This window comes from Acidovorax sp. GW821-FHT10E03 (assembly GCF_059415205.1).
This window is the reverse complement of sequence record NZ_JBWKMU010000013.1, coordinates 121218-144408: the sequence shown is the minus strand read 5'-3', so window position 1 is coordinate 144408 and position 23191 is coordinate 121218. Positions and strand designations below refer to the sequence as shown.

Below are 23191 nucleotides of genomic sequence, written 5' to 3'. Positions count from 1 at the left end.
TGGAAATGTGTCATGGGCACCGATCAGGTGGCCGTGCCGGGGGCTCCGGCGCGGCTCAGGTGTTGTTCGTTGGGGGCGGGCGTGCGCAGCTTGTCGAGCAGCACGTAGACCACCGGGGTGGTGAGCAGGGTCAGCAGCTGGCTGGCGATCAGCCCGCCGATGATCGCCACGCCCAGGGGCTGGCGCAGCTCGGACCCCTGGCCGAAGCCGATGGCCAGCGGCAAGGCGCCCAGCGCGGCGGCCATGGTGGTCATCAGGATGGGGCGAAAGCGCAGCACACAGGCCTCGCGCACGGCCTCCAGCGCCGTCAAGCCGCGGGCACGCTCGGCCTCCAGGGCAAAGTCGATGATCATGATGGCGTTCTTCTTCACGATCCCGATGAGAAGAAACACCCCGATGAGCGCGATGATGGTGAACTGCATGTTGAACAGCAGGAGGGCCAGCACGGCCCCCACCCCCGCCGAGGGCAGGGTGGTGAGCACGGTGACCGGATGGATCAGGCTTTCATACAGCACGCCCAGCACGATGTAGATCACCACGACGGCCGTGATGATCAGGAACGCCTGCTGCCCCTGGGATTGCTGCGCGCTCAGCGCCGTGCCCTGGAAGCTGCCACGCACATTGGTCGGCATGGCGATGTCGGCCTCCGCCTGCTCGATCACCTGGCGCGCCTGGCCCAGCGTGGTACCGGGGTCGATGTTGAACGAGATGGTGGTGGCCAGTTCACCGTCCTGGTGGCTGATGGAGGTGGGCGAGGCCCTTTCCACCACGCGCGCGATGGCGCTGAGCGGCACCATGGTGGAGGGCGTGGTGCTGATCACCTGCCCCGTGGACGCGCCGCGCTGTCCCGGGTTCGCCGCCGTCCCCGTGGCGCCGGTCGGGTTGGACGCCACGTAGATGTCCTTGAGCGCCGGCGGACCCCGCGTGTATTCGGGCGCCCACTCCATGATGACGGCGTACTGGTTGAGTTCGCCATAGATCGTGGCCACGGAGCGCTGGCCGAACGCGTTGTACAGCGCGTTGTCGACGGCCGATGAACTCACCCCCAGGCGCGAGGCACTGGCGCGGTCCACCTCCACATAGGTCTCCACGCCATTTTCCGCCTGGTCCGTGTCCACGTCCTTGAGCAGCGGTTCATCCTTGAGCCGCTCCGCCAGCTTGCCGGCCCATTGCTTGAGGTCCGCCATGTTGTCGCTCTTGAGCGTGTACTGGTAGGTGGAATTGCTGGAGCGCCCGCCCATCCGCAGGTCCTGCACCGGGTTCAGGAACACGCGCAGCCCCGTGATCTGGTTGAGCTGCGGCCGCAGGCGCGCGATGACGGCCGGCGTGCTGTCCGTGCGCTGCGTCAGGGGCTTGAGATTCACGAACATGAAGCCGCCCCCCGCGCGGCTGCCCCCCGAGAAGCCCACCACGGTATCGACCGCTGGATCCTTGCGGATGATCTCCACGGCCTCGCGCAGCTTGCGCGCCAGCGCGTCGGACGAGATGCTCTGGTCGGCCCGCAGGCCCGCATTGAGCTGTCCGTTGTCCTGCTCGGGGAAGTACCCCTTGGGAATCTTGGCGAACAGGTACACGTTGAGCCCGATCACCGCCAGCAGGATGAGAACCACCAGCGCCTTGCTGGCCAGCGCCCAGTCCAGGCTGTGCTCGTAGCCGCGCAGCACGCCCTGGTAGCCGCGCTCGGCCCATCGCGCCAGGCGCGACGGCGGCTTGTCGCTGGCAGGATCATGCTCGCGCAGCAGCCACGCGCACATCATGGGCGTGGTGGTGAGCGAGATCACCAGCGAGATCATCACCGCCGCCGACAGCGTGATCGCGAACTCACGGAACAGCCGCCCCACCTGCCCGTCCATGAACAGCAGCGGAATGAACACCGCCACCAGCGACAGGCTGATCGAGAGCACGGTGAACCCCACTTCGCGCGCGCCGCGCAGCGCGGCCTCCATGCGGCCCATGCCGGCCTCGATGTGCCGCATGGTGTTTTCCAGCACCACGATGGCATCGTCCACCACGAAGCCGGTGGCCACCGTCAGCGCCATCAGGCTCAGGTTGTTCAGGCTGAAGCCCAGGAAATACATGACGCCGAAAGTGCCCAGCAGGGACACCACCGTGGCGACCGCCGGAATCACGGTGGCGCGCGCCTTGCGCAGAAAGAGGCCCACCACCAGCACCACGAGGGCGATGGACACCATCAGGGTGAGCTCGATCTCGTGCAGGGACGAACGGATGGAATTGGTGCTGTCAGACGCCACCGCCACCTGGATGTCCTGCGGCAGCTGCGCCTGCAGATCGGGCAGCAGGGCGCGCACGGCATCCACGGTCTCGATGATGTTGGCGCCGGGCTGGCGCGTGACCAGCACGATGATGGCGGGCTCGCCATTGAACAGCCCCACGGTGCGCAGGTTCTCCACGCCATCCACCACGCGCGCCACATCCCCGAGCCGGACGGCGGCGTTGTTGCGCCAGGCGACGATCAGCGATTCGTACTCGGCGGCCTTGCGCGCGGGCGACGGAGTGTAGATCTGCAGCCGGCGGCCATCGCCCTCGATGGCGCCCTTGGGGCGGTTGGCGTTCGATGCCTGGATCGCCGCGCGCACATCCTCGGTGCTGATGCCGTAGCGGTTGAGCGCGAACGGCAGCAGCTCCACCCGCACGGCGGGCAGCGAGCCGCCACCGATCTCCACCTCGCCCACACCCTCCACCTGCGACAGGCGCTGGCTCACCACGTTGGAGACGGCATCGTAGATCTCGCCCGGCGTGCGGGTCTTGGACGTCAGCGCGAGGATGATGACGGGCGACGCCGCCGAGTTGCGCTTTCTGTAGGTGGGGTTGCTGCGCAGCGTGGCGGGCAGGTCGGCGCGGGCGGCGTTGATGGCGGCCTGCACCTCCCGCGCCGCCGCGTCGATATCGCGGTTCAGGTCGAACTGCAGGCTGACCCGCGCCGAGCCATTGGAACTGGACGAGGTCATTTCATTGACCCCCGCGATCACCCCCAGCCGCCGCTCCAGCGGCGTGGCCACGCTGGTGGCCATGGTCTCGGGGCTGGCCCCCGCCAGGCTGGCCGATACCGAAATGGCGGGATAGTCCACCTGCGGCAAAGGCGAGACCGGCAGCACGAAAAAAGCCGCGATCCCCGCCAGCGCCATGCCGATGGTGAGCAGCACGGTCGCGACCGGCCGCTCGACAAAGGGGCGCGACAGGTTCATGGCGCCTCTCCTGCCTGCAAGGGCGCCGCCGCCGTGCCCCTGCCCGTCCATCGGCGGCCCAGCCGGTCAAACGCCAGGTAGATCACCGGCGTGGTGAACAGCGTGAGCATCTGGCTCAGGATGAGCCCACCGAAAATCGCGAGCCCGAGCGGGCGGCGCAGTTCGGCGCCCTCGCCCCAGCCCAGCATCAGCGGCAGCGCCGCGAACAGCGCCGCCAGGGTCGTCATGAGAATGGGCCGAAAGCGCAGCAGCGCGGCCTGGTGGATGGCCTGCTGCGGCGGCATGTTCTGATGGCGTTCCGCGTCGATGGCGAAGTCGATCATCATGATCGCGTTCTTCTTGACGATGCCGATCAGCAGGATGATCCCGATGATGCCGATCACGCCCAGGTCGTTGCCCGACACCATGAGCGCCAGCAGCGCCCCCACCCCGGCAGATGGCAGCGTGGAGAGGATCGTCACGGGGTGGATGTAGCTTTCGTAGAGCACGCCCAGCACGATGTAGACGCACACCATCGCCGCCAGGATCAGCCACAGCTGGCTGGAGAGCGACTTTTCGTAGGCCCCCGCGGCCCCCAGGAACTCCATCGACAGCCCCGGCGGCACACCGATTTCCTTGGCCGCGGCGCGGATCGCGTCCACCGCGCTGCCCAGGGACACGCCTTCGGCCTTGTCAAATCCCAGCGTCGCGGCCGGGTACTGGGCCACGCGCGTCACCTGCAGCGGAGCCAGCTGTTCCCGGATGGTGGCCACGGCCGCCAGCGGGGTCGGGGTGCCGGAGCCGGTGCGCAGCTGCAGCGTGCCAAGCGCCTCGGGCGTATTGAGCTGCTCCTGCTGCGCCTCCAGGATCACCCGGTACTGGTTGGTCTCGGTGAAGATCGTGGACACGATGCGCTGGCCAAACGCGCTGTACAGCGTGTCGTCCACGGTGCTGGCCGCGACCGACAGGCGCGACGCCGTGTTGCGGTCGATGTCCACATAGGCCGACAGGCCCTGCGCGCCCGCATCGGTGGTGGCGTTGCGCACCTTGGGTTCGCTCTGCAGCCGCTCGACCAGCTTGCGCGTCCAGTCGTTGACCTGCGCGGAATCCACGCCGCCGATGGATACGCGGTACTCGGTCGGCCCCGTCTCCGCGTCGATCGTCAGGTCCTGCGTGGGCTGCAGGTACAGCGTGACCCCCGCCACCGCCTGAACCCGCTCGCGCAGCCGCAGCATGATCGCCTCCTGCGCGTCGCGCCGGGGCTGGAGGTTGATCAGCATGCGCCCGGCGTTGAGCATGGTGTTGTTGGCGGCATCCACGCCCACGAAAGAGCTGAGCGACAACACGTCCGGGTCCTGCAGGATGGCGCGCACGGCCGCCTGCTGGAGTTCGCTCATGCGGTCGTACGAAACGTCCTGCGAGGCCTCGATGCGCGCCTGCAGCTGGCCGGTGTCCTGCGTGGGAAACAGGCCCTTCGGAATCACCACATACAGCAGGGCCGTGAGCGCCAGCGTGAGCACCGCCACCGCCAGGGTCACGCCCTGGTGGCGCAGCACCCACTGCAGCCAGCGGTCGTAGCCCGCGATCACCCGCTCGAACCCCCGGTTGATGCGCCCCGCCATCCCCCGGGGGCCGCCCACGGGTTCGGCACGCAGCCAGCGCGCGGCCATCATGGGCACCAGCGTGAGCGACACGATGCCGGAGATGAGGATGGTGATGGCGAGCGTGACCGCGAATTCGCGGAACAGGCGGCCGACCACATCGCTCATGAACAGCAGCGGGATGAGCACCGCGATCAGCGACACGGTCAGCGAGATGATGGTGAAGCCGATCTGCGTGGCGCCCTTGAGCGCGGCCTGGAACGGCGGCTCGCCCTCCTCCAGGTAGCGCGCGATGTTCTCGATCATCACGATGGCATCGTCCACCACGAAGCCGGTGGCGATGGTCAGCGCCATCAGGCTCAGGTTGTTGAGGCTGTAGCCCAGCAGGTACATCACCCCGCAGGTGCCGATGAGCGAGATGGGCACCGCCAGGCTGGCGATGACCGTGGCCCGCAGGCTGTGCAGGAAGAAGAAGATCACCAGCACGACCATGAGCACGGCCAGGACCAGCTCCATCTCCACATGGTGCACCGAGGCGCGGATGCCCGTGGTGCGGTCGGACAGCACCTGGACCTTGAGCGACGCGGGCAGGCCCGCCTGCAGCTCGGGCAGCAGCTTCTTGATGTTGTCCACCGTGGCGATCACGTTGGCGCCCGGCTGGCGCTGCACGTTCAGGATGATGGCCGGGGTCTCGTTGGCCCAGGCGCCCAGGCGGTTGTTCTCGGCGCTGTCGACCACGCGCGCCACCTCCAGCATGCGCACCGGCGCGCCGTTGCGCCAGGACACGATGAGGTTCTTGTAGTCGTCCACCGTCAGCAGCTGGTCGTTGGCGTTGATGGTGTAGGAGCGCTGCGGCCCGTCGAAACTGCCCTTGGCGCTGTTGGCATTGGCCGAGGTGATGGCCGTGCGCAGGGTATCGAGGCCAATGCCGTACGACGCCAGCGCCTTGCTGTCGGCCTGGATGCGCACCGCGGGGCGCTGCCCGCCCGCCAGCGACACCAGCCCCACGCCACTGACCTGGCTGATCTTCTGCGCCAGGCGGGTGTTGACCAGGTTCTGCACCTCGGTCAGCGGCAGCGTGTCCGAGCTGATGGCCAGCGTGAGCACCGGCGCATCGGCGGGGTTCACCTTGGCATACACCGGCGGCGCGGGCAAGTCGGCGGGCAGCAGCGAGTTGCCGGCGTTGATGGCCGCCTGCACCTCCTGCTCGGCCACGTCCAGCGCCAGGCCCAGGCCGAACTGCAGGGTGATGATGGACACGCCCGAGGCGCTGGTCGAGGCCATGCGCTCCAGCCCCGGCATCTGGCCGAACTGCCGCTCCAGCGGCGCGCTCACGGTGCGGCTCATCACTTCGGGACTTGCGCCCGGGTACAGCGTCTGGACCTGGATGGTGGGGTAGTCCACCTCGGGCAGGGCGGACAGCGGCAGGAAGCGGAAACCCAGCAGCCCGGCGAGCACGATGGCCACCATCAGGAGCGCGGTGGCCACGGGCCTTTCGATGAAGGGACGTGAAGGACTCATGCTGGTGGCGGCTCAGGGGTTCTGCGCGGGGCGCTGGCGGCGCTGCTGACCTTCACCGGAGGCACCGCCACGCGGCCCGCTCGCTCCCGAGCGGGGCCCGCTGGCGCCCGGGCGGGGGCCGCGCGCGGCCGCCGGGGCACCGGGCAGCTGCACGGCCATGCCGTCCTGCAGGCGGTCCCCGCCCTCGGTCACCACGCGTTCGCCCTCCCGGAGCCCTTCGGCGATGGCCATGAGCCCCACGGTCGCCTGGCCGCGCTTGACCTTGCGCAGGGACACGGTGCGGTCTTCGTTGATGACATAGACATAGTCGCCATTGGCGCCCGTGCGCACGGCCGTCACCGGGACCACCACCGCGGGCACGTTGCGCAGCAGCAGCTGCACGTTCACGAACTGGTTGGGAAACAGCGCCCCCGCCGCGTTCTCGAAGCGCGCCTTGGCCTTGACGGTACCTGTGGTGGTGTCCACCTGGTTGTCCAGCGTGGAAAAAAGGCCCTTGTCGAGTTCGGCCTTGCGCGTGCGGTCCAGCGCCGTCACGGCCAGCGTGGGCGCCGCGCCCTGCGCCGCCCGGACATCGCCCACGCGGTCCTGCGGGACCGAGAACTGCACGTCGATCGGGGCCACCTGGGTGATGGTGGCGATGCCCGTCGCGTCGCCCGATGTCACATAGTTGCCCGCATCCACCGTGCGCAGCCCGATGCGGCCCGTGGCGGGCGAGGTGATGCGCGTGTAGTCCAGGTTCAGGCGCGCCGTGCCTTCCTGGGCCTTGTCGGTCATCACCGTGCCTTCAAGCTGCTTGACCAGCGCGGCCTGCGTGTCCACGTCCTGGCGGGCGATGGAGTCCTGCGACAGCAGGGTGCGGTAGCGCTCCAGCGTGAGGCGCGCATTCTCCAGCTGGGCCTCGTCCCGCTGCCGGGTGCCCTGGGCCTGCATCAGCGCCTGTTCGAAGGGCCTGGGGTCGATCTGCGCCAGCACCTGCCCCTTCTTGACCATCTGGCCCTCGGTGAAAAGCACCTGCGTGAGCATGCCCGACACCTGGGGCCGCAGCGTGACGGTGGTGGCGGGGATCACGGTGCCCAGCGCGTCGATGACCACGGGCAGCTCCGCCCTGCGCGCCACCGCGTCGCCCACGGTGACCATGGGGCGCCCGCCCCCGGGCATGCCCCGGCCGGGCCCGGCGCCCTGCTCGCCGCCGGAACGCTGGACGAGGTACCAGGCAGCCCCGCCGACAAGGCCCACCAGCACCAGGGCCAGCAGGCTGCCCACCCATCGCGAGCGCCGGGGCGGTGGGGCCGCGGGGGCGGGCGGAATGGCCGATGGCGGGGGCGCGTTGACGTCTTGCGGGTTCATGGCGGTCCTGATTCGTGTTCTTGGGCTGCGGGCCGGACTGGGGGAATGGCAACAGGCGGCGGCGGGGATCGCGCCATGCCTGATCGTAGAGAGTCAATTCAAGCTTTGCCTTGAACGCTGTGCGAAGAAAAGTAAACCTGGGAGGCCGGGCGCCAGGGCACCTTCCGTTCCGGGCGGCCGGCGTCCCCACATTCCCCAGAGTTTGCATGAAATCGGGGGCCCAAGGCCCTGCAGGCCGCACCGCCATCCTGCATTTCGCGGCAGCCAGGCCGCGTTTCGTCGCAAGGCGCTGGCGGCCCCGGGCGGGCGGCGGCACAGTCCGCTCCATCGAACGCGCCAGGAGCACCCCATGCAACTCACCCCCGTCATCGCCATCCACCTCGCCGCCGCCCTCGCCGCCACGGCCATCGGCCCCCTCGCCCTGTGGGCGCGCAAGGGCGCCACCCAGCGCCCCCGCCTGCACCGCGCCGCCGGATATGCCTGGGTCACCCTCATGGTGGCCACCGCGGTCTCCGCCATCTTCATCAGCGGCGGCAATGGTCCCCGCTGGGGGAGCTTCGGGCTCATCCACCTGCTGATCCCGGTGACGCTGGGGATGCTGGTGCTGTCCTTCATCTACCTGGCCCGGCGCAACATCGCCGGCCACCGCGTGGTCATGCAGCGCATCTACATCGGCGCCTGCATCGTCGCAGGCGGCTTCACCCTGTTGCCCGGGCGTTTTCTGGGGCACTCGCTCTGGAGCCAGCTGGGCCTGCTCTGACCCCGCCCCTTTCCAGCCCCCACATCCCCTCCACACCAAGGAACCACACCATGCTGCTCAATGTGATTGTTCACCAGCCCCAGGCACTGATCCAGATCGTCACGCACACTCCCTACTGGGTCTGGGGCCTGCTGGCCGCCCTCGTGGGGCTGGGGGCCAGCCAGCTGTGCGACCGCACCGCCAGCCTGCGCCGGACCCTGCTCATGCCCGTGGGCATGGCCATCTTCTCCGTGGCGGGCGTCGTGTCGGCGTTTGGCGGCGCGGGCCAGACGGCGGCGCAGGCGGTCGGCGCCTGGCTCGTGGCCGCGGTGCTGATCGGCGCGCTGGCCCTGTGGTTCCAGCCCACCGCGCCGGCCGGCACGCTCTACGCGGCCTCCTCGCGCAGCTTCCACGTTCCGGGCAGCGCGATGCCGCTGGCGCTGATCATCGGCATCTTCCTGACCAAGTACTTCGTGGGCGCCGAGCTGGCCCTGCAGCCGTCCCTGGCCCGGGACGGCGCGTTTGCCCTGCAGATCTCCGCCCTCTACGGCGTGTTCAACGGCCTGTTTGCCGCCCGGGCACTGCGTCTGTGGCGCCTGGCGCAGCACAGCGCGGTCTTCGGCGCTTCGCCGGTGGGCACCTGAACCCCGGCCATGCCCGTTGCCTGCCCTCCCCTTCCCTTCCTTGCCTGACTGTTTAGGAGAACCCGCCATGCGCCAAGAACCGACCTTCAACGACCCCATCGAACGCCTGGCCCGCAAACGTGCCGGCGCCAAGCTGGGCTGGTACATGCACGCCAGCGTCTATCTTCTGGTCAACCTGCTGCTCGTCACGCTGTCCGCCAGCAGCGGCCGCCACTGGGCCGTCTACCCCGCGCTGGGCTGGGGCATCGGCCTGGCCGTGCACGGCATCGTGGTGTTTCTGCTGGCTGGTGGGTCCGGCCTGCACGAGCGCATGGTGCAGGCCGAGCGCGACCGCATTGCCCAGAACCACAACCCATCCTGAGCGAGGCTCCATGAAACAGCTGCACATCCACCACCACGTTTCCCTGATCCTGGCGGGCCTGCTCGCCGTGTGCGCCAGCCTGGCGCAGGCGGGTACGGGCCTCATGGAGATTCCGGGCATGCAGGGCGACGGCCCCGTCACCGTGTACTACCCCAGCAGCGCACCCGACGAGGCACTGCAGCGCGGCCCCTTCAGCCTCCAGGCGGCCTGGCAAGGCGCTCCGGTGGCGGGCAACGGCCGGCTGGTCGTGGTGTCGCACGGCTCCGGCGGCAACCCGTGGGTGCACTCGGACCTGGCGCGCGCCCTGGTGGGCGCGGGCTTCGTGGTGGCCCTGCCCGAACACGCCGGCGACAACGCGAAAGACCCGTCGACCCCCGGCCCCGAAAGCTGGAAGCGGCGCCCGGCCGAGGTCTCGCGCGCCATCGACGCCATCGCCAAGGACGCGGCCCTGGCGCCCCTGCTGTCGCTGGACCGGGTGGGCATGTACGGCATGTCCGCCGGCGGCCACACCGCCCTCAGCCTGGCTGGCGGACGCTGGTCGCCCGCCTTGTTCCGGCAGCACTGCGAAGCCCACATCGCGGACGACTTCGCGACCTGCGTGGGGCTTGCCACCGAACTCAAGGGCAACGTCCTCGACGGCGTGAAGAAGGCCGTGGCGCTGGGCGTCATCCGCCAGCGTTTTGACGACGCCGCCTGGCAGGCCCACGGCGAACCGCGCATCGCGGCCGTGGTGGCGGGGGTGCCGGCCGCGGCGGATTTCGACATGGAGTCACTGGCCAGGCCGCGCGTGCCCCTGGCGCTGATCACCTCCGGGCACGATCTGTGGCTGGTGCCCCGCTTTCACAGCGACCGTGTGCTCCAGGCCTGCGCCGACCGCTGCACCCTGCTGGCCGCCCTGCCCGACGCCGGCCACGGCGCGCTGCTCTCCCCACCGCCGCCCCGGGACCGGATGTCCGCGCTGGCGGCGCGGCTGCTGGGCGACCCGCCGGGCTTCGACCGCAGCCAGATGCACGCTGTCGACCTGCGGATCGTGCGCTACTTCGAGCAGCACCTGCTGCCGCTGCCGCGCCGTGGCGCTCCGTGACCGCATGACGCGGCACACCGGCGTGAACCACATCGGCCTCACGCTGAACGCGCTGGCCGTGCGCACCATCGCCCACGCCTGCCAGGGCTGAGCCCGCGCGGCGCCCGCCTAGAATCGACCCCTCACCATGCCCCAACCCATGACCCCCGACGACATCGAACAACTGGCCCGTCGGCGCGCTGGCGCCAAGCTGGGCTGGTATGTGCACGCCGCCGCCTTCGTCGTGGTCAACCTGGTGCTGTTCAGCCTGTCGCGCTACGGCTTCGGCAACCGGCCGTGGTCGGTGTTCCCGCTGCTGGGCTGGGGCCTGGGGCTGGCGCTGCATGGCATCTCGGTGTTCGTGCTGGGCACCGGCAGCGGCCTGCGCGAGCGCATGGTGCAAAAGGAGCGCGAGCGGCTTTTGCGCGACCAGCAAGAGCGCAACCAGCGCTAGGCCCCACGGCCTGCGCCTTCGACCATCACGCCCGCGCCGCCATGAAAATCGACTGGATCGAGAAGCTGCAGCACCTGCTGCAGGTGCTGGCCTTCTGCCTGGCCATCGCGGCCCTGCAGTACGCCTTCCAGCCCGAGAAGGCCTACGACATCCCGGCCCGCTACTCGCTGGCCATCGGCTCGCTGACCTGGGCGCTGATCGACTTCGGCCGGCACCTGTTTCCGTCCAGCAAGGAGACGGGCTGGCCCACGGGCCTGTCCGGGTTCCTGCTGCCGTTTGCCAGCATCGTGCTGGGCTACCTGGGCGGCACGCTGCTGGGCGACTGGTGGTGCGGCAGCTCGTCGTGGGACCAGGGTGGCCGTGCGCAGCTGCGCATCTCCATCGGCATCACCGTGGTGGCGGGGTTCCTGGGCACCTACTACTTCTACACCAAGAGCAAGAGCGCCTGGCTGCTGGCCAAGGTCAACGAGGTGCGCAGCCAGGCGAGCGAAGCGCAGCTCAAGCTGCTGGAAACGCAGCTCGAACCCCACATGCTGTTCAACACCCTGGCCAACCTGCGCATGCTGATCGGCACCGACCCGGCCCGCGCGCAGGAGATGCTGGACCGCATGATCGGCTACCTGCGCGCCACGCTCAGCGCCTCGCGCAGCACCCAGCATCCGCTGGAGAACGAGTTCGAGCGCCTGCGCGACTACCTCGAACTCATGGCCGTGCGCATGGGCCCGCGCCTGGCCTACACGCTGGACCTGCCCGACGCGCTGCGCGATGTGCCCGTGCCGCCGCTGCTGCTGCAGCCCCTGGTGGAAAACGCCATCCGCCACGGCCTGGAGCCGCAGGTCGAGGGCGGGCACATCACCGTGCGTGCCAGCACGCGGCAGAGTGACAGCGGGCCGCTATTGGTGCTGGAGGTGACCGACACCGGCGCGGGCCTGCCCGACACCCTGCCCACCCCGGGGCCGGGGCAGAGCTTTGGCCTGGCCCAGGCCCGTGAGCGGCTGGCCACACTGCACGGAACGGCGGGGACTCTGAAATTGATAGCTGGTAGCGTTGGCGGGACAAGCGCTACGGTCACTTTTCCCTTGAAATCGAGCCCGTCGACCACCACCCCATGACCCAGCCTGCCGTGCGCGCCCTGATTGCTGAAGACGAACCCCTGCTCGCCGCCGCGCTGCAGCAAGAGCTGGCCCGGTCCTGGCCCGGGCTGCAGGTCGTGGCCACCGTGGGCGACGGTCTGTCCGCCGTGCGCCAGGCCCTGGCGCTGCAGCCGGACGTGCTGTTCTTCGACATCCGCATGCCCGGCCAGAGCGGGCTGGACGCGGCCGTGGAACTGGCCGACGCCTGGCCAACGGAAGGCCCCGCGGGCAGCCCCTTCCCGGCGCTGGTGTTCGTGACCGCCTACGACCAGTACGCGGTGCAGGCGTTCGAAGCGCAGGCGGTGGACTACCTGCTCAAGCCCGTGCAGGCCGCGCGGCTGCAAAAAACGGTGCAAAAACTGCAGCTGGCGCTTGCCAGCAAAGCGCCAGCCGCTATGGATTTTGAAGCAACCATGGCCCAGCTGCGGAACCTGCTGGTGGCGCCCGGGGTTGCCGCGCCGGTTCCCGCAGCGGCACCCGCGCCCGCTGCGGCCGCCCCGGGCACGCCGCTCACGCTCATCCAGGCCAGCAGCGGCAGCCAGATCCACATGGTGCCGGTGGCCGACGTGCTGTATTTCGAGGCGGCCGACAAGTACGTGCGGGTGCTGACCTCGGCCCGCGAGTACCTGATCCGCACCCCGCTCAAGGACCTGATCGGCCAGCTCGACACCCAGGTGTTCTGGCAGATCCACCGCAGCACGCTGGTGCGCGCCAGTTGCATCACCACCGTGACCCGCGACGAGGCGGGCAAGCTGCACCTGGAGCTGGCCGGACGGCCCGAGAAGCTGCCCGTGAGCCGCCTCTACGCCCACCTGTTCAAGGCGATGTAGCGGCGCGCCCGCGCCCGGGTGTCAGCGATTGGTGGCCAGCAGCAGGCCGCCCGCCCCCATGAAGAAACCGCCCGTGGCCTTGTTCAGCCGGACCACGCCACGCGAAGTGCGGATGAAGCGGCGGATCTGGCGCCCGCCGGCGGCATACACGGCCGTGGAGACGAACTCCGCCGCCAGGTACACGGCGCCCAGCACCACGAACTGGCGCACGGCCGGCTGGCTCGGGTCGATGAACTGCGGGAAGATCGCCGCGAACAGGATGATGGCCTTGGGGTTGGTGATGCCCAGCAGGAACTCCTGGGTGATGAGCGCCTTCAGCCGCACCGGGGCGCCGGAGGATTTCACGTCGCCGCCCTCGACCACCTCCAGCCCGCTGAACTCACGGCTGCGCCATGCCTTCCAGCCCAGCCAGAAGAGGTAGCAGGCGCCCACCCACTTGACGACCGTGAACGCCATCTCGGATGCCAGCAGCATCGCCCCCAGGCCCACGGCCGAGATGGCCAGGAAGATGGCGAACGCCGCCACCCGCCCCAGCGTGGCCACCAGCGCCGCGCCGACGCCCGCGCGGATGCCGTTGTTGAGGCCGCAGAAGTTGTTGGGGCCGGGCGTGAGCGCAATGGCCACGGCCACCGGGGCGAAGAGGAGCGCGTCCATGGGGTGTCCTTCAAGAGAAATGGGCAGGCAGGGTCGCCCAGTTTAGGGCTGTCAGCACTATTTTTGCTGGCATCGCAACCCGAAGGGGAGGCCGCCCACTGCATCCCATCCAGGCCACTCGTCGTTGCGTTCCTAGCCAAGGCCCCGGCCTTGGCACTGGCGAAAACAGTGTTGACGGGCCCTAGCGAGGCCGGGCCAATGTCGCCACGCTGTCCCAGGGCACGCCCGGCAGCGCCTCGTAGTGCGCCACCACCACCAGCCGCGCCGGCTGGCGCGCGGCTTCGGCCAGGGCCTGACCGAGGTAGCTGACCGAAGGCTTGTCGAGCCCCGCCACCGGCTCGTCGATGAGCGTGAGCGCGGCCCCGCTGGCCAGCGCGGCGGCCATCAGCGCCTTGCGCCGGCTGCCGGTGGACAAGGCAAAAAAAGGCTTGTCCAGATGAGGTTCCAGCGAGAACCCCTCTACATGCGCCGCCAGGGCGGCGGCGTCCCACCGCGCGCAGTGCGCAGGCAGGCTGCCCAGCCACTGGCGCACCGTGAGCGGGTCCAGCGCCGTGGCGCGCGGGTCCTGCCAGAACACCTGCGCGCGCCAGGCCGCGGCAGGCACCGCCCCCCGGCGCACGCCGCGCAGCGTGATATCGCCCGCCTGGGGCGCCAGCTCACCTGCCAGCACGCGCAGCAGCGTGGTCTTGCCCGTGCTCTCGTCGCCCTGCACCAGCGCCAGCCCCGCGGGCCATGCGAGGCTGAAGCCCTCCAGCACCGCGCACTCCGGGTAGGCAAACCGCAACCCCTGCACCTGCAACACCACGCTGTCGGCCACCATGCATCCTTGCGAAAAAAGAAGAAAAGAGGGGATTCTAGGAGGCCGCCGGCCTCGCGCGCCGCGCCCGCAGCCAGCCCCCGGCCTGGTTGACCACGAGCCCGCAGAGCACGGCCCCCGCTCCAGCCCACTGCAGCGGCGCGGGCTGCTCTCCCAGAAAGGCATATGCGGCCCACAGCCCGACCACCGGCACCAGCAGCGAAAACGGAGTGACCCGCCCGGCGGGGTGGCGCTGCAACAGCTGCGTCCACAACGTGTAGGCGAGCAAGGTGGCCAGCAGGGCGAGGTACAGCACGGCCGCCAGCGCCACGCCGTCCACCGCCCGCAGCTGCGCGAGCACGCCCTGCGCGCCATCGGTCCACAGCGCCAGCGCGAAGAAAGGCACGATCGGCACCGTGCTGCTCCACACGATGAACGGGAACGGCCCGTACGGCCCCGCCGTCGCGGCACGGCGCGCCACGAGATTGGACACCGCCCACATGAAGGCGGCCGCCAGCGTGAGCACGAAGCCCGCGAGCGTCATCTGCCCGGGGCCTTCGCCATGGGCGAGCCCGATAGTCATCAGCCCTGCGAAGGCCAGCGTGAGGCCCCACCACTGCCAGGGCCGGGCGCGCTCGCCCAGCAGCGGGGCGGCCAACAGCAGCGTGAAGAAGGCCTGCGTCTGCATGACGACCGACGCCATGCCCGCCGTCATCCCCAGCTGCAGCCCCAGGAACAGGAATCCGAACTGGCCCAGGCCCTGGGCCAGCCCATAGCCCAGCACGAACCGCCAGGGGAGCGCCGGACGCGGCACGAACAGCAGGAAGGGCAGCGACGCGGCCGAGAACCGCAGCGCCCCCAGCAGCATGGGGCTGAGCCCCTGCAGGCCCAGCTTCATCACCACGAAGTTCAGCCCCCAGATGACCACCACCGCCAAGGCGCGCAGCAGGTCGCCCCGGCTCAGCGCGGCGGCATTCATGCGGACACCACGCGGCTGCCCGCCGCCACCGGACGCCCCTGGCGTTCGCGCGCGGCCACGAAGGCGTCGAAGGCCTCGCTGCTGGTCTTGGCCGGCACGTAGCCCAGCACCTCCTTGAGCGCGGTGTTGAGCAGCACCGGGCGATAGCGCAGAAAGTCGAGCTGCTCGGGCCCGTAGCGGCTCACGCCCAGGGCCGACCCCATCGCCAGCGCGGCGCGCAGCAGGCCCGCCGGCAGGTCCAGCACCGATTTGCCCAGGCGCGCCGCGATCTCGCGCAGCGGCAGCGCGCCATCGCCCGCGAGGTTGAAGCACCCGGCGCGGCGCGTGCGCAGCGCGTGCACGATGGCACCGGTGACATCCTCGTCCCAGATGAACACGAACGGACTGGCGCTGCCCCGGATGGCCAGCAGGCGCCGCTTCTCGAACAGCGCCGTGATCTGGTTGTCCACCCGCTCGCCCAGGATGGTGCCGATGCGCAGCACGGTCTGCGCGAGTTGCGGGTGCTGTGTGCGGTAGCGCGCCAGCATCTCCTCCACCAGGCGCTTGTGGTGCGCATAGGCAAAGACTTCGTTCCCCCGCAGCGCATCCGTTTCGCGCAGCCAGTCGGGATTGTCGGCGTGGTAGCCATAGGCCGCGCCGCTGGAGCTGACGACCAGGTGCCGCACGCCCGTGGCCACGCAGGCGTCGAGCACGTTCTGGCTGCCCAGCACGTCCACGGAGTATTCGAATTCGCGGTTGGAGCCCTTGCCGGGCGTGACGATGGAGGCCAGGTGCACCACGCTGTCGATGGAGTGCTCGGCCAGCGTTTGCGCCAGCGCCGGGTCGCGCACGTCCTGCACCACGTAGGTGACGCCGGGCAGGCGGCGCTCGGCGGGCACTTCGCGCACGTCGGCGGCGACGATGACGGGGGCGCCCTCGCGCGCCAGGGCCGCCACCACGCCGCGGCCCAGGAAACCGTCGGCCCCGGTCACGAGAATGCGCGCCATCATGCGCCGCCCTCCCGCACGGCATGGGGCACCACGGGCGGCCGGCGTCCCCACCATCCCGCCAGCGCCAGGCCCGCGATGATGTCCCAGAAGCCCCAGACGCCCGCCACCACGGCCATGCCGCCCAGGCCGCCGAAGAAGCTGAAGATCAGCACCAGGCCCAGCCCGGCATTGCGGATGCCGACTTCGATGCTCACGGCGCGCCGGTCGTAGTCGGACAGGCCGCTCAGCCGTGCACAGGCATACCCGGTGCCGAAGGCCAGCGCATCGTGCAGCGCCACCGCCAGCAGCACCAGCCCCACGTAGTCGAGAAAATAGCGCCAGTTGCCCGCCACCGCACCGATGATGAAGCCGATCAGGCAGACGAAGCTCAGGATGCGCACGGGCTTGTGCACCCGCCGCGTGAAGCGGGGCAGCTTCTCGGCACACAGGATGCCCAGCACGAACGGCAGCCCGATGATGGCCACGATGTGGCCCGCCATCTCCAGCGGGTCCAGCGCGATGCTGCGCAGCAGCGGCGCCGCCGTGGGGTGCATGCCGCCCCAGAAGGCGAAGTTCAGCGGCATGAGCACGATGGCCAGCGCGTTGGAGATCGCCGTCATCGACACCGACAGCGCCACGTTGCCCCCCGCGCGGTGCGTGAGGATGTTGCTCACGTTGCCCGGCGGGCAGCAGGCCACGAGGATCATGCCCAGCGCGATGCTGGGGCTGGGCGAAAGCAGCAGCGTGAGCACGAAGGTCACCGCCGGCAGCACGATGAACTGCGCGGCCACGCCCACCGCCATGGCGCCCGGCATGCGCAGCACGCGCTTGAAGTCGGCCACGCGCGTGTCCAGCGCGATGCCGAACATGAGGAAGCCCAGCACCACGTTGAGCACCACGAGCGATGCGGGATTGAAATTGAGCCGGATTTCGTCGACAGGCAGCATGGTGGGCCCTTCGGAATAGTGGGGAGGGAATTCAGGCCAGCGCGGCAGACGCCGCGCGCACCGCGCTGCGGTAGGTGTCCTTGTGCACGTAGTACGCCATGCGTTCGAGCTTGAGGTACTTGAAGCCGCCCGAGAGGTCGGGGGCCGGGCCGGCCTTGGCCTGGCGCAGCGCATCGGCGCGGGGCGATCCCTCTGCCTGCGCCCTGAAGAAGCGCGCCACCAGTTCGGCCTGCTCGTAGCGGCCCTGCCAGCCGATGCCGCTGGCCTCGATCATGCCCATCACGGCCAGGTTGTCGAAGCGCGGCGAAAGGATGTTCAAGTACAGCTGCGGCGCCATGCCCTGCCAGTTGAGCAGGCTGTGGTCGATGAAGGGGTAGTGCAGCTTGTAGCCCGTGGCGCAGAGCACCAGGTCATAGTCCTGCGCGCTGCCGTCCTTGAAAAACACGGTGTGCCCCTGCAGGCGCGCGATGTCGGGCCGTACGTGGATGTCGCCGTGGCCCAGGTGGTGCAGCACCAGCGAGTTCACCACGGGGTGCGACTCGTACATCTTGTAGTCGGGCCTGGGCAGGCCAAAACGCACCGGGTCGCCCGTGAACCACTGCAGCACCACGCTGTCGACCTTCTGCTTGAGCCAGGGCGGCATCTTGAACTTGCCACCGAGCGTGTCGGAGGGCTTGCCAAACACGTACTTGGGCACGAAGTAGTAGCCGCGCCGCACCGACAGATCCACACTGCGCGCGTAGTGCACCGCATCCACGGCGATGTCGCAGCCCGAATTGCCCGCGCCCACCACCAGCACGCGTTTTCCCTTGAACAGCTCGGCGCTCTTGTAGGCGCTGGTGTGCAGCAGCTCGCCGTCGAACCGGCCCTCGAAACGCGGCATGCTGGGTTCGGCCAGCGTGCCGTTGGCAATGACCACGCCCTTGAACTGCGCGGTCTGCGCGGGGCCCCCGTGCTGGCTCCAGGTGATGCGCCACAAGGGGGCCGCCCCTTCCCCCGCCGGCTCCACGTTCAATACGCGGCAGCCGAACCAGTAGTGCGGGCGCAGCGCGAAGTGCTCCGCGAAATCAAAGAAATACTGCCGCATCTCGCGGTGGCTGGGGTAGTCGGCCACGCCGGCGCGCATGGGGAATTCGGTGAACTCCGTGGTGGTCTTGCTGGAGATCAGGTGCGCGGATTCGTAGACGGTGCTGCGCGGGTTCTCGATGTTCCACAGCCCCCCCACGTCCGTGTGGGCCTCGAAGCCCTGGAATGGCACGCCCAGCTTCTGCAGGTTGCGCGCCGCCGCCAGTCCGCTGGGGCCGGCGCCGATGAGCGCGATCTGTGTGCGGGTGTCCACCACGGTGGGGGTTGTCTCCGGTGTCATGTCTTTTTTGCTTTCTGTCGGCATTTTTTTGGGGCCCATCCCGCCATGGGCAGGTCAGGCGCGGGGATCGGTGGGGGGCGCCAGGCCCGGTATCGGCGTGGCACCCGCCTCGCCCCTGCGCGGCTTGCGCGGCTGGCCCAGCAGCAGGCGGTCGTGCAGGGCGCCGGGCAAGAGGTTGAGCAGCCGCGCCAGCCAGCCAATGCGCGCGGGCAGAACGATGTGGGTGCGGCCCCGCGCGATGCCAGCCAGCATGGCGCGCGCGGCGGCATCGGGCTCCATGAGGCCGGGCATGGCAAACCGGTTGCCCGCCGTGAGGGCCGTGCGCAGGTAGCCCGGGCTCACCGTGACCACCGCCACGGGCCCGCCGCGCATTTCGGCGCGCAGGCTCTCCAGGTAGCGGATCAGGCCGCCCTTGCTGGCGCAATAGGCGCCGTTGCCCGGCATGCCGCGCCATCCCGCGATGCTGGCCACGCCCACCAGGGCCCCGCGCCGCTGCGAGCGCATCGCGGTCACGAACGGCTGGAAGGTGGTGGCGGCGCCCAGGAGGTTGATCTCCAGCATGCGGCGCAGCACGGCCAGGTCGTCCGCCTGCGCGGTGTCATAGCCGCCGGCCACGCCGGCGTTGGCGATCACCAGGTCGGGCGCGCCCGCGCGCGCCATCCAGTCGGCCGCCATGGCCTGCATGGCGGCACTGTCCGCCACGTCGGGCGTGTACACGGCGCAGCGCTCTGGCGCGAGCGCGGCCAGCGCCTGCAGCGTGGGCAGGTGCAGCCCCACCAGCGCCACCGCGGCGCCCCGTGCGATCAGTTCCCGCGCCAATGCCTGGCCCAGGCCGCCACAGGCGCCCGTCAGTACCGCGTTCTGGAATGAGGCTGTCATGGACATGTGTTGTTCAAGGGGATATGGGTTTGCAGCTTAGCCACAGTGCGGAATAATCTCGGAATGATTTATGAATTCGTCTCGAATTCCGGTATTTATGACAGAAACATCCCCCAGCCTGCGGCTCTTTGAGTTGCTCGAGATCCTGTGCGCCCAGGGCCGCCCGTTCACGCTGGCCAATGCGGTGGAGGCCTGCGGCTGGCCCAAGCCCAGCGTGCACCGCATGCTGGGCCAGCTGGAGGGCGGCGGGCTGCTCGCGCGCGAACCGGGCGGGCGCCGCTACGCTCCGGCGCCCCGCCTGCTGCGGCTGGCCGAAAGCGCGCTGAGCGCGGGCACGCAGCAAAGCGTGCGCCACGCGGTGCTGCGCCAGCTGGTGGCCGACATCGGCGAGAGCTGCAACCTGACCGCCCTGAGCGGCGCCGAAGTGATCTACCTGGACCGCGTGGAATCAGCGTTTCCGCTGCGCCTGGAGCTGCGGCCGGGCACCCGCGTGCCCATCCACTGCTCGGCCAGCGGCAAGCTTTTCCTGGCCTACCTGTCGGCGGCGCGGCGCGGCGCCATCCTGGACGGGTTGCCGCTCACGCGCCACACGGCCACCACCCTCACCGACCGCAAGGCCCTGGAGGCCGAACTGGAGCAGATCGCGCGCCAGGGCTATGCCACCGACGCCGAGGAGTTCGTGGATGGGCTGGTGTGCGTGGCGGTGCCCGTGCCGGCGGGGGGGCGGCGCAGCGTGCACAGCGCGGTGGCGCTGCAGGCCCCGGCGGTGCGCATGCCGCTGGCGCGGGCCCTGCAGCAGGTGCCCCGGCTCAGCGAGGCGGCGCAGGCCCTCGCCCGCACCTGGACATGAACCCGGACCGCAACCACGAGACACCACACCCCATGCCACTTCACTACCTGGACTTTGACTACAGCGAAGACACGGACGGCACCGGCACCTTCGATGCCATGGCCAGCGTGTCGCCCGCGCAGATGCCCGCCCTGCACGCCGAGATCGCGCAGGTGCTGCGCTGGGCCCACGCGCAGTACCCCGACGCCTGCGGCCCCTCGGAGGAAGGTGGCGAATGGCAATACGACCTGCAGGGCGTGCAGGAGGTGAGCACGCCGCTGACGCTGGACTTCGATGCAGCGAGCGGGCGCATCGCCACCGTGCCCGGCACCCCGGCCCCTCCCCGGACCACGGTCACGCTGTCGCTCAGCGGGCATGCGGGCTTCTGCGGCGCCCTGCGCGAAGCGTTCGCCATCGACTGACGCGGCGGCGCGGTGCGGGGCTGCCTCGCATGCCTGCGTGAGCGCGGGCCGTCCGCCTACACCGCCCCCGGGACCCGCGCCCTATCCTCGGATCACGCCGCCGTGTCGGATGCCCCGACGCGCAGCGCACGAAGGATATTTCCATGGAAAGCACCCCGTCCCGCGCCCCTGCCCGGTCCCAGCCTTTTCTTCGAGGCTGCGGCGGCAGCACGGCTTCACCCCTGGCCCTGCCCACTGGCGCGGGCCGTGAAAACACCCTGGCGCAGGGCGGTGAAGCCACTCTTCCCTCGCTGCCGCCCTCCACCCAGCCCGCTGCGGCCAGCCCGGTGGCGCGCGCGCCGGCGATCCACCAGGGCCACGGCCGGGTGCGCATGGAGTTGCAGATCGACCTGAGCTATGAGATCGACCAGTACGGCGCGGACTTCGTGTTCAACATCCATGCCGCACAGACGCCCAGCCAGGCGGTCAGCAGCGAACGGCTCGTCATCAACCAGGACATTCCCCACAACATCCATACCGACCCGGCCACCGGCAACCGCTATCTGCGCCTGCACGGCGAACCCGGCATCCTGGAAGTGTCGTATTCCGCCACGGTGGACATCACCCACTACCGCACCGACCCCTCCCAGCTGGCGGAGGTCCCCGTGCGGCGCCTGCCGCAGGAAGTCATGGGGTACATCTACCCCAGCCGGTACTGCCAGTCCGACCGCCTGCTGCGCCTTGCCCTCAACGAGTTTGGCGGGCTCTGGCAAGGCCACAGCCGCGTGCAGGCGATCCGGGACTGGGTCCAGCGGCATGTGGCGTTCACCTCGAACACGTCCAACTCCAACACCTCGGCGGTCGATACCCTGGTCGAGCAGGTGGGGGTGTGCCGCGATTTCGCGCACCTGATGATTGCCCTGTGCCGCGCCGTGAACATTCCCGCGCGCTTCACCACCGGCACCGACTACGGTGCCGACCCGGCCCTGGGCCCGCCGGACTTCCATGCCTATGTCGAGGCCTACCTGGGAGACCGGTGGTACATCTTCGACCCCTCGGGCACCGCCATACCCATGGGGTTGTTGCGCTTTGGCACCGGCCGCGATGCGGCGGACGTGGCGTTCGCCACCATCTTCGGCGGCGTGCGGGCACAGCCCCCGGTGATACGGACCCAGGCCGTGGAAGACGCCGCACGGGGTTTCGTGCTGCCCGGCCATTGCACCGATGCGCTCTCCACCGACCACGGTGCGGGCGTGGCGGCGGGTTTCATCGCGCCGTGAAGGGGTGCCGGTGCGCCCGCGCACCGTGCTTTTTCGCGCCCCATGGGCCGCCAAACCCCTGGGTCCGGGGGGCGGATGGCGGTGGCCGGGAAGCCCCCCCACCCCGGCTGTGGCCTAATATCACTCTTTTTTCCACTATCTCAGAGACCTACCATGGGCAACAAGATCGTCACCGAAGCAGACCGCAAGCGCACCCCCCGGCCCACGCCGGTGCCCGGCTACACCCTCGCCACCCCTGGCCGCGGCCAGCGCGTGAGCCTGGAGCGCGGTGTTGCCACCCGCAGCAAGAAGAACCCCGGCAAGCGCTCCAAGAAGGGCGGCTGATCGCCAGATCGCCACGGCCGGCTGCGCCGGCCCCCGCAAAAGCCCTCGCCAGAGGGCTTTTTGCTTTCTGGTCCCCGCCAGGGCCGGCGCGGGCAAGGCTCCCCAGGCTTGCGGGCGCGAACATCGTGCAGGCGACACCAACCCGGCCCCGAACCGCCGTGGACAGGTTCTAATCCGCCCATGATCACCGTTCACCACCTCGAAACCTCGCGCTCGCAGCGCGTCCTGTGGCTCCTGGAAGAACTGGGCGTGCCCTACGAGCTCAAGATCTACCAGCGCGACAAGGCCACCCGGCTGGCCCCGCCCGAGCTCAAGAAGATCCATCCACTGGGCAAGTCGCCCGTGATCACCGACGGCGGCGAGGTGATCGCCGAATCCGCCGCGATCATCGAATACCTGGTGGAAACCTACGGCGCCCGCGCCAGCGGGGACCTGGCCCACCTGCAGCCCGCCCCCGGCACGCCCGAGTACCGCCAGTGCCGGTTCTGGATGCACTACGCCGAGGGCTCGCTCATGAACTGGCTCGTGATGAAGCTGGTGTTCATGACCATTCCCACGCAGCCCATGCCCTTTTTCGTGAAGCCCATCGCCCGGGCGCTGTGCGGCAAGGTGCAGGACAAGGTGATCGACCCCAACGTGGCCACCGCGCTGGCCTTCATGGAAGAGCACCTGGGCCGGCACACCTGGTTCGCGGGCGAGCACCTCACCATGGCCGACTTCCAGATGAGCTTCGCGGTGGAAGCCGCGCTCTCGCGCGCCAGCACGGCCGGCAACTGCCCGCGCCTGCAGGCCTACCGCCAGCGCATGGAGGCACGCCCGGCGTACCAGCGCGGCATCGCCAAGGGCGGGCCGGTGGTGATGGGCGCCTGACGGCGCCACGGCGGGAAGGG

Annotated in this window: 22 protein-coding genes; 12 read left to right on the top strand and 10 right to left on the bottom strand. The window is 69.8% G+C overall.

What is annotated here, in order from left to right; genetic code table 11:
- Positions 1 to 23 precede the first annotated feature (23 nt).
- Genes AC07OD_RS22260 through AC07OD_RS22250 form a run of 3 tightly spaced genes read right to left on the bottom strand, consistent with a single transcriptional unit; the run spans position 24 to position 7654 of the window.
- On the bottom strand, positions 24 to 3206 hold the full coding sequence (locus tag AC07OD_RS22260; RefSeq protein WP_494598025.1) for an efflux RND transporter permease subunit: 3183 nt from the start codon (positions 3204 to 3206) through the stop codon (positions 24 to 26).
- Positions 3203 to 6307 carry an efflux RND transporter permease subunit gene (locus tag AC07OD_RS22255; RefSeq protein ID WP_494598024.1) on the bottom strand — a complete coding sequence of 1035 codons (3105 nt, stop codon included), beginning with the start codon at positions 6305 to 6307 and terminating at the stop codon, positions 3203 to 3205. The genes AC07OD_RS22260 and AC07OD_RS22255 overlap by 4 nt, the downstream gene beginning before the upstream one ends.
- 12 nt (positions 6308 to 6319) lie before the next feature.
- Complete coding sequence (locus AC07OD_RS22250; RefSeq protein ID WP_218293822.1) at positions 6320 to 7654, bottom strand: efflux RND transporter periplasmic adaptor subunit; 1335 nt, start codon at positions 7652 to 7654, stop codon at positions 6320 to 6322.
- A gap of 349 nt (positions 7655 to 8003) precedes the next feature.
- Between AC07OD_RS22250 and AC07OD_RS22245 the strand changes: the two genes are divergently transcribed.
- The 7 genes from AC07OD_RS22245 (at position 8004) to AC07OD_RS22215 (ending at position 12878) form a co-directional block, all read left to right on the top strand.
- The gene (locus AC07OD_RS22245) at positions 8004 to 8414 is read left to right on the top strand and encodes a DUF2306 domain-containing protein (protein WP_492245757.1); all 411 of its coding nucleotides are present in this window, start codon (positions 8004 to 8006) and stop codon (positions 8412 to 8414) included.
- Positions 8415 to 8464: 50 nt separating this feature from the next.
- Positions 8465 to 9037: a DUF6622 family protein gene (locus AC07OD_RS22240; RefSeq protein ID WP_218293820.1), complete on the top strand. Its 573-nt coding sequence runs from the start codon at positions 8465 to 8467 to the stop codon at positions 9035 to 9037.
- A 67-nt stretch (positions 9038 to 9104) separates the two neighbouring features.
- Entirely contained in the window at positions 9105 to 9398 is a 294-nt protein-coding gene (locus AC07OD_RS22235) for a 2TM domain-containing protein (protein ID WP_218293819.1), read from the top strand.
- A 10-nt stretch (positions 9399 to 9408) separates the two neighbouring features.
- Positions 9409 to 10482 carry an alpha/beta hydrolase family protein gene (locus AC07OD_RS22230; RefSeq protein WP_494598023.1) on the top strand — a complete coding sequence of 358 codons (1074 nt, stop codon included), beginning with the start codon at positions 9409 to 9411 and terminating at the stop codon, positions 10480 to 10482.
- 127 nt (positions 10483 to 10609) lie between these two features.
- Positions 10610 to 10915, top strand: a complete 306-nt coding sequence (locus AC07OD_RS22225) for a 2TM domain-containing protein (RefSeq protein ID WP_218293817.1) — start codon at positions 10610 to 10612, stop codon at positions 10913 to 10915.
- A 41-nt stretch (positions 10916 to 10956) separates the two neighbouring features.
- The gene (locus AC07OD_RS22220; protein WP_494598022.1) at positions 10957 to 12027 is read left to right on the top strand and encodes a sensor histidine kinase; all 1071 of its coding nucleotides are present in this window, start codon (positions 10957 to 10959) and stop codon (positions 12025 to 12027) included.
- The gene (locus tag AC07OD_RS22215; protein ID WP_494598021.1) at positions 12024 to 12878 is read left to right on the top strand and encodes a LytR/AlgR family response regulator transcription factor; all 855 of its coding nucleotides are present in this window, start codon (positions 12024 to 12026) and stop codon (positions 12876 to 12878) included. The genes AC07OD_RS22220 and AC07OD_RS22215 overlap by 4 nt, the downstream gene beginning before the upstream one ends.
- 21 nt (positions 12879 to 12899) lie before the next feature.
- Here AC07OD_RS22215 and AC07OD_RS22210 read toward each other — a convergent pair whose 3' ends face one another.
- The 7 genes from AC07OD_RS22210 to AC07OD_RS22180 form a co-directional block, all read right to left on the bottom strand.
- Positions 12900 to 13532, bottom strand: a complete 633-nt coding sequence (locus AC07OD_RS22210) for a LysE family translocator (RefSeq protein WP_494598020.1) — start codon at positions 13530 to 13532, stop codon at positions 12900 to 12902.
- 181 nt (positions 13533 to 13713) lie between these two features.
- Complete coding sequence (locus AC07OD_RS22205; protein WP_255594526.1) at positions 13714 to 14352, bottom strand: ABC transporter ATP-binding protein; 639 nt, start codon at positions 14350 to 14352, stop codon at positions 13714 to 13716.
- 34 nt (positions 14353 to 14386) lie between these two features.
- A complete protein-coding gene (locus tag AC07OD_RS22200; protein ID WP_218293813.1) occupies positions 14387 to 15307 on the bottom strand; it encodes an EamA family transporter in 921 nt (306 codons plus the stop codon).
- On the bottom strand, positions 15304 to 16296 hold the full coding sequence (locus AC07OD_RS22195; RefSeq protein WP_492245764.1) for an SDR family oxidoreductase: 993 nt from the start codon (positions 16294 to 16296) through the stop codon (positions 15304 to 15306). The genes AC07OD_RS22200 and AC07OD_RS22195 overlap by 4 nt, the downstream gene beginning before the upstream one ends.
- Positions 16293 to 17222, bottom strand: a complete 930-nt coding sequence (locus AC07OD_RS22190) for a bile acid:sodium symporter family protein (RefSeq protein WP_492254838.1) — start codon at positions 17220 to 17222, stop codon at positions 16293 to 16295. The genes AC07OD_RS22195 and AC07OD_RS22190 overlap by 4 nt, the downstream gene beginning before the upstream one ends.
- 31 nt (positions 17223 to 17253) lie before the next feature.
- The gene (locus AC07OD_RS22185) at positions 17254 to 18588 is read right to left on the bottom strand and encodes a flavin-containing monooxygenase (protein WP_218293810.1); all 1335 of its coding nucleotides are present in this window, start codon (positions 18586 to 18588) and stop codon (positions 17254 to 17256) included.
- A gap of 54 nt (positions 18589 to 18642) precedes the next feature.
- Entirely contained in the window at positions 18643 to 19467 is an 825-nt protein-coding gene (locus tag AC07OD_RS22180; protein ID WP_218293809.1) for an SDR family oxidoreductase, read from the bottom strand.
- A gap of 97 nt (positions 19468 to 19564) precedes the next feature.
- Here AC07OD_RS22180 and AC07OD_RS22175 point away from each other — a divergent pair, with 97 nt between their 5' ends.
- The 5 genes from AC07OD_RS22175 (at position 19565) to AC07OD_RS22155 (ending at position 23171) form a co-directional block, all read left to right on the top strand.
- Positions 19565 to 20317 carry an IclR family transcriptional regulator gene (locus AC07OD_RS22175; protein WP_218293808.1) on the top strand — a complete coding sequence of 251 codons (753 nt, stop codon included), beginning with the start codon at positions 19565 to 19567 and terminating at the stop codon, positions 20315 to 20317.
- Between the two features lie 32 nt (positions 20318 to 20349).
- Positions 20350 to 20718 carry a hypothetical protein gene (locus tag AC07OD_RS22170; protein ID WP_218341659.1) on the top strand — a complete coding sequence of 123 codons (369 nt, stop codon included), beginning with the start codon at positions 20350 to 20352 and terminating at the stop codon, positions 20716 to 20718.
- 371 nt (positions 20719 to 21089) lie between these two features.
- Positions 21090 to 21977 carry a transglutaminase-like domain-containing protein gene (locus AC07OD_RS22165; protein WP_218341721.1) on the top strand — a complete coding sequence of 296 codons (888 nt, stop codon included), beginning with the start codon at positions 21090 to 21092 and terminating at the stop codon, positions 21975 to 21977.
- A gap of 153 nt (positions 21978 to 22130) precedes the next feature.
- Positions 22131 to 22301 (top strand): hypothetical protein, encoded by a 171-nt coding sequence (locus AC07OD_RS22160; RefSeq protein WP_162995995.1) that lies wholly within the window; start codon positions 22131 to 22133, stop codon positions 22299 to 22301.
- 180 nt (positions 22302 to 22481) lie between these two features.
- On the top strand, positions 22482 to 23171 hold the full coding sequence (locus AC07OD_RS22155) for a glutathione S-transferase family protein (protein WP_492254835.1): 690 nt from the start codon (positions 22482 to 22484) through the stop codon (positions 23169 to 23171).
- Positions 23172 to 23191 lie beyond the last annotated feature (20 nt).

Bases quoted from the DNA above. Each gene is read 5' to 3' on its own strand.
- AC07OD_RS22155 (WP_492254835.1), top strand. From the start codon at position 22,482: ATGATCACCGTTCACCACCTCGAAACCTCGCGCTCGCAGCGCGTCCTG.
- AC07OD_RS22175 (WP_218293808.1), top strand. From the start codon at position 19,565: ATGACAGAAACATCCCCCAGCCTGCGGCTCTTTGAGTTGCTCGAGATC.
- AC07OD_RS22260 (WP_494598025.1), bottom strand. From the start codon at position 3,206: ATGAACCTGTCGCGCCCCTTTGTCGAGCGGCCGGTCGCGACCGTGCTG.
- AC07OD_RS22250 (WP_218293822.1), bottom strand. From the start codon at position 7,654: ATGAACCCGCAAGACGTCAACGCGCCCCCGCCATCGGCCATTCCGCCC.
- AC07OD_RS22255 (WP_494598024.1), bottom strand. From the start codon at position 6,307: ATGAGTCCTTCACGTCCCTTCATCGAAAGGCCCGTGGCCACCGCGCTC.
- AC07OD_RS22230 (WP_494598023.1), top strand. From the start codon at position 9,409: ATGAAACAGCTGCACATCCACCACCACGTTTCCCTGATCCTGGCGGGC.
- AC07OD_RS22170 (WP_218341659.1), top strand. From the start codon at position 20,350: ATGCCACTTCACTACCTGGACTTTGACTACAGCGAAGACACGGACGGC.
- AC07OD_RS22225 (WP_218293817.1), top strand. From the start codon at position 10,610: ATGCCCCAACCCATGACCCCCGACGACATCGAACAACTGGCCCGTCGG.
- AC07OD_RS22215 (WP_494598021.1), top strand. From the start codon at position 12,024: ATGACCCAGCCTGCCGTGCGCGCCCTGATTGCTGAAGACGAACCCCTG.
- AC07OD_RS22205 (WP_255594526.1), bottom strand. From the start codon at position 14,352: ATGGTGGCCGACAGCGTGGTGTTGCAGGTGCAGGGGTTGCGGTTTGCC.
- AC07OD_RS22165 (WP_218341721.1), top strand. From the start codon at position 21,090: ATGGAGTTGCAGATCGACCTGAGCTATGAGATCGACCAGTACGGCGCG.
- AC07OD_RS22200 (WP_218293813.1), bottom strand. From the start codon at position 15,307: ATGAATGCCGCCGCGCTGAGCCGGGGCGACCTGCTGCGCGCCTTGGCG.
- AC07OD_RS22180 (WP_218293809.1), bottom strand. From the start codon at position 19,467: ATGACAGCCTCATTCCAGAACGCGGTACTGACGGGCGCCTGTGGCGGC.
- AC07OD_RS22185 (WP_218293810.1), bottom strand. From the start codon at position 18,588: ATGACACCGGAGACAACCCCCACCGTGGTGGACACCCGCACACAGATC.
- AC07OD_RS22160 (WP_162995995.1), top strand. From the start codon at position 22,131: ATGGGCAACAAGATCGTCACCGAAGCAGACCGCAAGCGCACCCCCCGG.
- AC07OD_RS22195 (WP_492245764.1), bottom strand. From the start codon at position 16,296: ATGATGGCGCGCATTCTCGTGACCGGGGCCGACGGTTTCCTGGGCCGC.
- AC07OD_RS22220 (WP_494598022.1), top strand. From the start codon at position 10,957: ATGAAAATCGACTGGATCGAGAAGCTGCAGCACCTGCTGCAGGTGCTG.
- AC07OD_RS22190 (WP_492254838.1), bottom strand. From the start codon at position 17,222: ATGCTGCCTGTCGACGAAATCCGGCTCAATTTCAATCCCGCATCGCTC.
- AC07OD_RS22235 (WP_218293819.1), top strand. From the start codon at position 9,105: ATGCGCCAAGAACCGACCTTCAACGACCCCATCGAACGCCTGGCCCGC.
- AC07OD_RS22210 (WP_494598020.1), bottom strand. From the start codon at position 13,532: ATGGACGCGCTCCTCTTCGCCCCGGTGGCCGTGGCCATTGCGCTCACG.
- AC07OD_RS22245 (WP_492245757.1), top strand. From the start codon at position 8,004: ATGCAACTCACCCCCGTCATCGCCATCCACCTCGCCGCCGCCCTCGCC.
- AC07OD_RS22240 (WP_218293820.1), top strand. From the start codon at position 8,465: ATGCTGCTCAATGTGATTGTTCACCAGCCCCAGGCACTGATCCAGATC.